Source organism: Nocardia sp. NPDC127526, from assembly GCF_042672265.1.
Taxonomy (GTDB): domain Bacteria; phylum Actinomycetota; class Actinomycetes; order Mycobacteriales; family Mycobacteriaceae; genus Nocardia.
Map to the genome: position 1 here is coordinate 189997 of NZ_JBHXVO010000005.1, position 8385 is coordinate 198381.

At 64.2% G+C, this 8385-nt stretch carries 10 protein-coding genes; 6 read left to right on the top strand and 4 right to left on the bottom strand.

All coding sequences use genetic code 11. From position 1 onward, the window contains the following. Positions 1 to 17: 17 nt before the first annotated feature. The 3 genes from ACFVIV_RS11950 to ACFVIV_RS11960 all read left to right on the top strand — a co-directional run bounded on the left by ACFVIV_RS11950 (position 18) and on the right by ACFVIV_RS11960 (position 1834). Entirely contained in the window at positions 18 to 545 is a 528-nt protein-coding gene (locus tag ACFVIV_RS11950) for a nuclear transport factor 2 family protein (protein WP_379195301.1), read from the top strand. Positions 546 to 671: 126 nt separating this feature from the next. Next, a complete protein-coding gene (locus ACFVIV_RS11955; RefSeq protein WP_379195303.1) occupies positions 672 to 1088 on the top strand; it encodes a hypothetical protein in 417 nt (138 codons plus the stop codon). Next, a complete protein-coding gene (locus ACFVIV_RS11960; protein WP_379195305.1) occupies positions 1085 to 1834 on the top strand; it encodes a hypothetical protein in 750 nt (249 codons plus the stop codon). Before ACFVIV_RS11955 ends, ACFVIV_RS11960 begins: the two co-directional genes overlap by 4 nt. On the opposite strand, the gene ACFVIV_RS11965 is transcribed toward ACFVIV_RS11960, so the two are convergent. From ACFVIV_RS11965 to ACFVIV_RS11975, 3 genes are read right to left on the bottom strand one after another with little or no spacing between them, the layout of a single operon-like run. Next, complete coding sequence (locus tag ACFVIV_RS11965) at positions 1793 to 2734, bottom strand: hypothetical protein (RefSeq protein WP_379195307.1); 942 nt, start codon at positions 2732 to 2734, stop codon at positions 1793 to 1795. The genes ACFVIV_RS11960 and ACFVIV_RS11965 overlap by 42 nt on opposite strands. Then, entirely contained in the window at positions 2731 to 3054 is a 324-nt protein-coding gene (locus ACFVIV_RS11970) for a hypothetical protein (protein ID WP_379195309.1), read from the bottom strand. The genes ACFVIV_RS11965 and ACFVIV_RS11970 overlap by 4 nt, the downstream gene beginning before the upstream one ends. Position 3055: 1 nt before the next feature. Then, on the bottom strand, positions 3056 to 4405 hold the full coding sequence (locus ACFVIV_RS11975; protein ID WP_379195311.1) for an acyclic terpene utilization AtuA family protein: 1350 nt from the start codon (positions 4403 to 4405) through the stop codon (positions 3056 to 3058). Positions 4406 to 4815: 410 nt separating this feature from the next. Between ACFVIV_RS11975 and scpB the strand changes: the two genes are divergently transcribed. Together scpB and ACFVIV_RS11985 are read left to right on the top strand one after the other, a co-directional pair. Next, on the top strand, positions 4816 to 5586 hold the full coding sequence (scpB, locus tag ACFVIV_RS11980) for a methylmalonyl-CoA decarboxylase (protein ID WP_379195313.1): 771 nt from the start codon (positions 4816 to 4818) through the stop codon (positions 5584 to 5586). Positions 5587 to 5714: 128 nt separating this feature from the next. Next, complete coding sequence (locus tag ACFVIV_RS11985) at positions 5715 to 6470, top strand: SDR family NAD(P)-dependent oxidoreductase (protein WP_379195315.1); 756 nt, start codon at positions 5715 to 5717, stop codon at positions 6468 to 6470. Between the two features lie 20 nt (positions 6471 to 6490). On the opposite strand, the gene ACFVIV_RS11990 is transcribed toward ACFVIV_RS11985, so the two are convergent. Continuing rightward, a complete protein-coding gene (locus tag ACFVIV_RS11990; RefSeq protein ID WP_379195317.1) occupies positions 6491 to 7306 on the bottom strand; it encodes an IclR family transcriptional regulator in 816 nt (271 codons plus the stop codon). Positions 7307 to 7394: 88 nt separating this feature from the next. Here ACFVIV_RS11990 and ACFVIV_RS11995 point away from each other — a divergent pair, with 88 nt between their 5' ends. Continuing rightward, entirely contained in the window at positions 7395 to 7979 is a 585-nt protein-coding gene (locus ACFVIV_RS11995) for a carboxymuconolactone decarboxylase family protein (RefSeq protein ID WP_379195319.1), read from the top strand. The last annotated feature ends 406 nt before the right edge of the window (positions 7980 to 8385 follow it).

Here is an 8385-nt window from a genome sequence, read left to right on the forward strand (position 1 = left end):
TCGATAGGGGAATGGACATGCGCAAGAAATGGTATACAGCGGCTTTTGGCGGGATACTAACCGCCCTGCTGATCGAGATATCGCGCTATTACGGGGGTCGGAATTCTGATTCCGGCGATCGGAGCCTCGACGCCGTCGCGCTGAAATCCGATTCCGTGAAGGTCGTTCGCGAATTCTATCGTGCCGCCCGAACGCGCGATGACGCCGCCCTGCTGAAGGTGCTCCATCCTGAGTTCGTCGGGAGTCTCGCGCCCGGCATGCCGGGCGGGGCGGGCGGGATTCACTCCGGCCGCACGGCGATGATGCGGGACGCGTGGGGCTCGTTGTTCCACTTGTTCGACGTCACCGCCCACCCCGAGCGGTGGTACGAAGCCGCCGACGGAACCATCATCGTGACAGGCCGATATGTTGGCACGGCCAACTCCAGTGGGAGGTCCTTCGAGGCCGAGTTCGTCCACCTGTGGACAGTGGCGGACGGATTGCTGACCGGGGTGCATCAATGCTCGGACACCCAGTCGTGGAACGATGCCCTGCATGCGCGCTGACGACTGCAGCGCGGCGAAAGCACCCGATTCCACCGGGTCGATATGACATGCGCCAGGCTGCGACACGGTCCCGGCTGGACTCTACCCGGCGGGTCGTAACGTACCAGTTCTGGAACACTATGACGCGTGAGCGAGCGCATGGAACGATTCCTCGAGTGGCGTAACAGTGTTGCGGGCGGCGACAGTGAGCGCGCGATCGCCGCCCGCATGGGTATCGGCAACAACCGGGTGGGCCGGCACCTGCGGGAGAGTGATCCACCCGTAGCCGAAACCGTGATCGACTTCGCCAGGGCATACGGCGTCAATCCGGTGGACGGGTTGGTGGCGGCGGGTCTTATCGCGGAGAGCGAAGCGCTCCGTGCCGCAGCCCACGCTCCGTTGCGGTCCGCGAGCCACATGCAACTGCTCGAGGAGCTCGTTCGAAGGGAGAAGGAGCGATTGCGTTCCGCCGCCGCCGAACAGGAAGAGGCTGCGGACCCAGCGTTGCAGAAACGCAAGCGGTGGCGGCGCGACAGCACCATCGCAGAAGGCCTGCTGTCGTGAGCGGGTTCATGCTGCTCGAAATCGTCTGCTTCGCCTTCGCGATGATCGTGGTCGTGCTACGGCTCACCAGGTGGCGCACGGTGCCGCAATCGCGCCCATTCACCGTCGCGTCGACGTTTCTCATGCTCGGCGTCGCATTGCGACACCCCCGGCTGTTGACCAGCTCCTGGCTGGACACTCGATCGGCCGCCGACGTCCACCTCGCCAACTTCACCGACTTGCTCGGGGATCTCCTGGTCGCCGCCGCCGCGTGTTACATGGGCATGCTGGTGGTGCGAGCTTGGGGTATGGAGAAGTACGCCCCCTGGATCAGGCGTGCGGTCACGGCGGCCGCACTGGCCATGGTGATGCTCTGGTCGATCTCGAATGCGCCGACCACTCCCGCCAAATACGTTGGGACGCTCGGCGGACCGGCGACAATCTATTCGTATGTGGCTGCTACCACCATCCTGCTCGCCCACGCCTCGATCGTGGTGACGATTGGTGTCGTCCGAGTGCCTCGAAACATTCGGCTCGCGTTGCTTCCGCTGGCGCTGGCCGCATCGCTCGGAGTTATTGTGAATTTCCTTCGCATCACCAGCCATATCTCGCCGGATATCGTGGGCACTCTCCGCGATCGCGTGGACTGGCCGATATCGCTGGCCATGATTCTGCTGTACGCAATTTCCGGCCTCGTCGGCTATCTGATGACTTCGTCCACCCGATCACGTCGCGATGCACCCCTGGCCCGGGATGCGCGAGGATGAATACGACGCCACTGCCAGCCCGGTGAGTGGTGATTCGAGGTCGATCAACTCCACGTCGATGCGGTTGTCCGGATCGACCATGCGAATCGACCCGCTGAGATCGCCTACATACCAGGTGGAATCGCCACCGCGAGTGAGGCCGATCGCCTCGTGATAGCCGCGGGACACTATCTCTGGTGTACCGACGGACGGGTGGACCCGCGCACGATTGAGGGTGTTACCGGCGGGCTCCGCACCCCGGTCCGTCCACAACAGATGCCCGGCGTCATCGAGGTGCAGGTCGATCGGCTCCGGTAAGTTGTCCCACAATAGTTCGATATCATTTCGTGCGACCGCGGTGCTACCGGCCGGAATGTCGATCGGTGCGCGGAAGATGCGCCCCTCACCAGCCTTCGGTGCGCCCTTTTGCGACCAGTAGACCAGGCGGCGTTCAGGGTCGACCGCGATGCCGACGCACTGGTTACGTTCGGAATGATCCGTTGTTGCCGTGACCACGAGGGCTTCCAGCGCCGAACCATCCAAATTGCAGCGCAGCACCTGCGTGCCCTCCCGGTCGCACCAGTACAATTTGCCTTCGTCGAAATCGGCGGTGAGCTGCTTGCCGGTGGTGAACGACCCGGGCGGCACGATGGTACGCCGATTGCCACCGTCGAGGTCGGCTCGTTCGATGGAGCCGTTGCGGGTATTGAACTGCTGCCCGATCAATTCGTCGGCGCCGCTGTCGGAGGTACCCATATTCGTCCAGTAAACGTGCCCACGCCGCTGATCGACAATAAGGCCGTCGGGCACCTCGGTCAGTCCCTCGACCACCGGGTGGACGCTCGCACCGTCCAGAGACACCGCGCACAGTGATCGCGTGCCGAGGTTTAGCACCAGTAGCGTTTCGCATTCGCCGGTCATGACGCCACGGCCGCCTGTTCGGGCACCTGCATCTCGAGCAAAGAACAGCTCAGGCTCTTGCCGTGGATATCGAGGTTGAGGGTACGGGTGACACCGCCGCCCAGTGCCGAGTGCAGTACGAATTTCAGCGCGGACAACTGGGGAACTTCGTATCGGTCGACACGTCCGCGCACGATATCGGCGAAGTGCTCGCGGACTCGCTCGGCGGTTACGTACTCGCGCAGGAAGTCGAAATCGGCTGGATGGTAGGCGATTACCGAGATATCCGAGATGTCACCCTTGTCCCCGGTGCGGGCATGGGCCAATTCATGCAGCTTCATATCAGGACTCCTCCAAGATGACGGTGGGGGAAATGAGATTTCGGTCCAGGAATACCGAGACGACGGCAATGTCCTCGTACGCGTTGCGGGTCGCACCACCGCCGCCGCAAGGACCGTTGAGCCACAGCGCGACCACTTCGTGGCCGACCCGGCGCGCCTGGGCCATGCTGTCGGTGCGCGCAACCACTCTGATCCGGACCTCACCCGGATCACCGGTCGCCGAGACGCCCGCACCGCGATGCACGGCATCGACGCCGATCAAATCGAAGCGCGTCTCGGTGGTGGGCACTCCGATGAGCGGCAGCCGCTGCCGGACGATATCGAGGGCAAGCCGCCCGCGCGCGACGGAATTCGGCCCGGCGTACGAGATTTCGCCCTCGCCGATGAAGCTGTCAACATAGCCGACCGACACCTTGAGGGTGCCCGGACGTGAGTGCCCGCTGATTCCGCGGACGGCCACACGATCATCTCCGACTTGCTCCAACCTGGCACCGGAGAAATCAGCGACCACATCGGGGGTGAAATAGGCGGCGGGATCATGCACCTCGTACAGGAGTTGCTCGGTCACTGTCGCGACAGTGACCCGGCCACCGGATCCTTCCACTTTGGTGATCGAGAATGATCCGTCCGCGTCGACTTCGGCGAGCGGGAAGCCCAGCCGGGCCAGGTCGGGCACTTCCTTCACACCGGGATCGGCGAAATAGCCGCCGGTGACGTGGGCAGCGCATTCGAGGAGATGCCCAACCGCGGTGCCGGTGCCCATCAGCCGCCAATCCGCGGTGGACCAACCGAATTCGTGCACAAGAGGCGCCAGGAAAAGGGCCGGATCGGCAATGCGCCCGCCGATCACGATATCGGCGTCCTGCCGGAGCGCGGCGAGAATGCCGTCGATGCCGGTATAGGCGTTGGCCGAGATGACGGTGTCCCCCAGCGCCGACAGCGTCACCGGCCGCTCCAGCAGCGGCAGGTCGGTGCCCCGCACGTGATCGAGAACATCGTCGCCGGTGACCGCCGCGATCTTCAATCCGGTCAGGCCCTTGCGCCGAGCGATCTCGGCGACCGCGCGAGCAGCAGCGCGAGGGTTCGCGGCACCCATATTCGTGATGATCTTGACTCCCTGCCGGGCACACGGCTCGAGCACCGCCTCCATGCGATCGGCGAGCCATTCGTTGTAACCGGCATCCGGATCGTTCAATTTGGCCCGTTGCGCGAGGGCGACTGTTCGCTCGGCGAGACATTCGAATACCAGGTAGTTCAACCGGCCTCGCTCGGCCAACTCCACTGCGGGTTCGATGCGGTCGTCGGCGAATCCAGCACCACAACCGATTCGCACCCGGTCCAACCTGCTCACTTATCAATGCCTTCCTGTCGGTTTTTCTGATGCTCGTTCACCCGAGTCGCACACGACGCGAGATCCTCGGCCGGGTACCTCACGGACCGTCCCGACGTGCGCCGGCTCACGGATACGGCTTTCACTCGACTGCCCACATGCCCGTCCTCCAGTGAATAGTTGGCAAACTACTTGAACATATGTCAGACTATCTCATGTCGAGATAGCTGAACAAATGATCCAGTAGATCTCGCGAGTGGACCAGACAGTCGAAGGCTGCCGACCAGCGTGATCAGAACGGGCGAAGGACCCGCTCACAGCGGGCTTCGTTCAGGAGAGAGGAGAGTGAGCATGCCGAAGTTGAATCCAAGACCGTCCAGCATCCACATAGCTACTGCTCGCGCGGCCGGCACGGTTCAGGAGGCGCGCTGATGCGTCGCATCCAGACGTCGGTGACAGGCGGGGTCGGCACGATCGCTTTCGACGACTACAGCAGTCGCAATGCACTGAGTACGGGCCTGGTGGATCAAGCGCTCTCCGCGTTGACATTGATGCAGGAGGAGGGCGTACGGGCCATCGTGCTGCGCTCGGCAGTGCGGGGCCGAGTGTGGTCGGCAGGATGCGATGCGGGTGAACTGCCGGCGCCGGGGACGGATCCGTCGTCGCACGACGATCCGGTGGAAGCACTGGTTCGTGCGGTGCGCCGGTGTCACGCGCCGGTTATCGCCATGGTCGATGGCGCCGTGCGGGGTGGCGCATGTGACCTGGTGGTCAATTGCGATCTCGTGATCGCCGATGAGAACGCCACATTCGCGGTCGTCGCAGGGAAACTCGGATTGCCTTATCGCACCGTCGATCTCATGCATTTCTTGGCGCGGCTGCCCCAGGGAGTGGTGAAGGAGATGTTCTTCACGGCCACGCCTCTCGGGGCGCTGCGGGCCTACGAGTTGGGCCTGATCAATGAGTTGATGCCCGCGGACGTATTGGAAGAGTACGTGTACGCCTTAGCCGAACTCATCGAAACGCGTGCGCCGCAGACAATTTCGGCAATGAAGGCGACGATCAACGAGTTGGCCGAGGCGGTGCCATTGAGTCCGCAGGTCCACGAGTGCCTCGACGACCGACGAAGCAAGGTCTACCGCGGGCCGGAATACCGCGAAGGCGTGGAGGCCTTCCGCACGAAACGCGCACCCGTCTTCTGAGCCCGGCGGCCGGTCTACGCCGACCGCACGCTCCTCGCAATAAGAAGAACACCACAGCGCGCATATGGATCGACGCCCTACACTTTCAGTTATGAAAGTTACTCTCATCTAGTGAAAGGAAGTACACGATGGACTGGCTGGCTTTGAGCGGGGCTCGGGTGCTGGTGATCGGTGGCGGCGGGCTGGGCGCCGCGTGCGCGCGCAGCCTGGTCGCGGTCGGCGCCCGCGTGGTTGTGGCCGATGTGGACGAAGCCCGATTGCGGGCTTTACAGGCCGAACCGGCCCTGGCCGCCGGCGGGTTGCAGGTGATCACTGCGGATCTGAGTTCCGCGAACGTCTGCGACGCGACGGTGAGAACCGCTTCCGACCTGCTCGGGGGTCTGGACACAATGGTGCACGCCCTCGGCGTCAACGATCGCCGCGCGATCACCGACATGCCCGATGATGCCTGGGAACGCATCATCACCCTCAACTTGTCCACGGCCTTCTGGTGCGGTCGCGCGGCAGCGCGAGTGATGAGCGCGGCGGGGAACGGCAGCATGGTGTTCTTCTCGTCGGTGTCCTCGCATGTCGCCTACCCGCTGCACGGGCCCTACGCGGCGTCCAAGGGCGGTCTCAACCAGTTGGTTCGCGTGCTGGCGCGGGAATTGGCCGAGCACGGGGTGCGGGTCAACGCAGTCGCGCCCGGCTACATCGAAACCGACCTGACCAGCGGCTACCTGGCCAAACCCGGCGTGCGGGAAGAGCTCACCGCGCTTGTGCCCGCCGGCCGCCTGGGCAGCCCGGACGATGTGGTCGGGCCGGTGCTGTTCCTGGCCTCGCCGCGATCGGGGTACGTGACCGGCCAGGTGCTGTTCATCGATGGCGGCCGAACCCTCGTGTGATGAACACGAGTTCGCGGCGATCAGCGACTGCCGAGCAGCACGGAGATCTCTGCGCAGGTGGCGAGCAGGCGTGGCAGCAACTCCTGGCGCAGCCTGCGAGTGGGGAACTCCCGTGCGGGAACCGCCACATTGGCGGCGGCGACGACCTTCCCGGACGCGTCGCGAATGGGTGCGGCGACCGAGCGCAGGCCGTAGGCGAACTCCTCATCCTGCATGGCCCAACCGCGGTTGCGGATCTCGGCCAGTGCTACGTCGAGTTCCTCCCTGGTGCGGAAGGCGTTCGGCCCCGCCTGACCGAGGAAGGACGTTTCGGTCAGCAGGCGATCGAGCTCGGTACCGTTCAGATCGCTGAGCAGCATCTTTCCTATCGAGGAATGTACGGCGGGTAGCCGCGAGCCGACCTGGATATTGGCCGAGATCAGGTCATTGTTGCGAATACGAATCAGGTAGAGCACCTGATCATCGGACAGCGTGCCGAGATTGACCGTCTGATCGAGCTCACCGGCCAAACGGTGCAGCGGGCCGTCGGCCAACTGCACCGGATCCAATCCGCGCAGCGCGGCGAAACCCAGGGTCAACACCTTCGCGGCGGGCCGGTAGCCGCCGTCGGCGAGCTGCTCGAGGAAGCCCTCGGTGACCAGCGTGGCGGCCATCCGGAAGGCGGTGGGCATGGGAATGCCCGTCTCCGCGGCGATTTCGCTGAGCGACAGGGCCGGACGCCGCTCGGAGAACAGGCCGAGGACACGTAGCCCCTTGGCCAGTGCCTCCACCTGGTAAGGGCGTTTACCGGACGCGGCGATCTCGTCTCGGGCGCTGGCGCGTTTACGGCCCGGCATTCCATGTCCCCTCTCAATTTCACTCTATGAAAGTTCATATCACATTACGCCGAACGACGTAGCAGCATGCAGAGCGAAAGGAACAACTATGAGTACTCGTCTGGCCGGGATCGTGCCCGCCAATCTCACCAAGAAACAAGCCGAGCTCTACGACGCCATCGCGGGTGGCCCGCGCAGTGTGGGCCCGCAAGCCTTCCCGCTCGTGGACGACCAGGGTGTTCTGCGCGGCCCATTCAATGCCATGCTGCTCAGCCCGCCCATGGGCCTGGCCCTGCAAGCGGTGGGCGTGGCCATCCGCTACCGCTCGGTCCTGTCACCGCGTGCGCGGGAGATGGCGATACTCGCAGTCGCCTCGCATTGGGGTAGTGCTTTCGAACCCGAGGCGCACGAGCCCGTCGCGCGGGCATTGGGGGTGACCGAAGCCGAACTTCGGGCCATCCACGAGGGCAACGAGCCCGAACTCACCGATCCCGAAGAGCGTACGGCACTGCGGGCGGCCTTCGCCCTCGCGCGCACCGGCAACCTGAGCGACAGCGCCTATCGCGAGGCCGTCGCGGTCCTCGGCGAGCGCGCGTTGTTCGACCTGACCACCCTGGTCGGCTACTACGCCACCTTGGCCATGCAACTGCGGGTGTTCGCAGGCGAGAGCCCCGAATGCGGTGTCGCACAGTGACTATCGAGCCGATCGGAGCACCCGGGAGCGAAGCATGACGCCAATTCGTGCGTCACAGACGCACTTTCGGCTCTCGGAAGGGGGGCCGCAGCCTCTTCGCGACCTGATGCAATCGACCGGTGTGGACCGCTACTTCCAGGGCGACGCGACAATTCGCGGCGGCGACCCGCTGCTCGACTCTGCGTCACCGAGGGCGGTAGTCTGGCGACGCCCAAACCTTCTCCCGTCTTCTACCTGGCCGACACCACCACCGGTGCCATAGACGAGCTCCGGCCACGATGACGGCGCCCCGCCCCGGGGCCGGGGGCCCGCAATACTCGAATACCACCTCGAATAAAACCACGTTTGGCACATATGTCGACTCCGATACGAATAACACGACCAAAAACAACATGTCAAACTCCAG

Coding starts and splice junctions, on each gene's coding strand:
- ACFVIV_RS11995 (WP_379195319.1), top strand. CDS start 7,395: ATGAGTACTCGTCTGGCCGGGATCGTGCCCGCCAATCTCACCAAGAAA.
- ACFVIV_RS11990 (WP_379195317.1), bottom strand. CDS start 7,306: ATGCCGGGCCGTAAACGCGCCAGCGCCCGAGACGAGATCGCCGCGTCC.
- ACFVIV_RS11965 (WP_379195307.1), bottom strand. CDS start 2,734: ATGACCGGCGAATGCGAAACGCTACTGGTGCTAAACCTCGGCACGCGA.
- ACFVIV_RS11970 (WP_379195309.1), bottom strand. CDS start 3,054: ATGAAGCTGCATGAATTGGCCCATGCCCGCACCGGGGACAAGGGTGAC.
- ACFVIV_RS11950 (WP_379195301.1), top strand. CDS start 18: ATGCGCAAGAAATGGTATACAGCGGCTTTTGGCGGGATACTAACCGCC.
- scpB (WP_379195313.1), top strand. CDS start 4,816: ATGCGTCGCATCCAGACGTCGGTGACAGGCGGGGTCGGCACGATCGCT.
- ACFVIV_RS11985 (WP_379195315.1), top strand. CDS start 5,715: ATGGACTGGCTGGCTTTGAGCGGGGCTCGGGTGCTGGTGATCGGTGGC.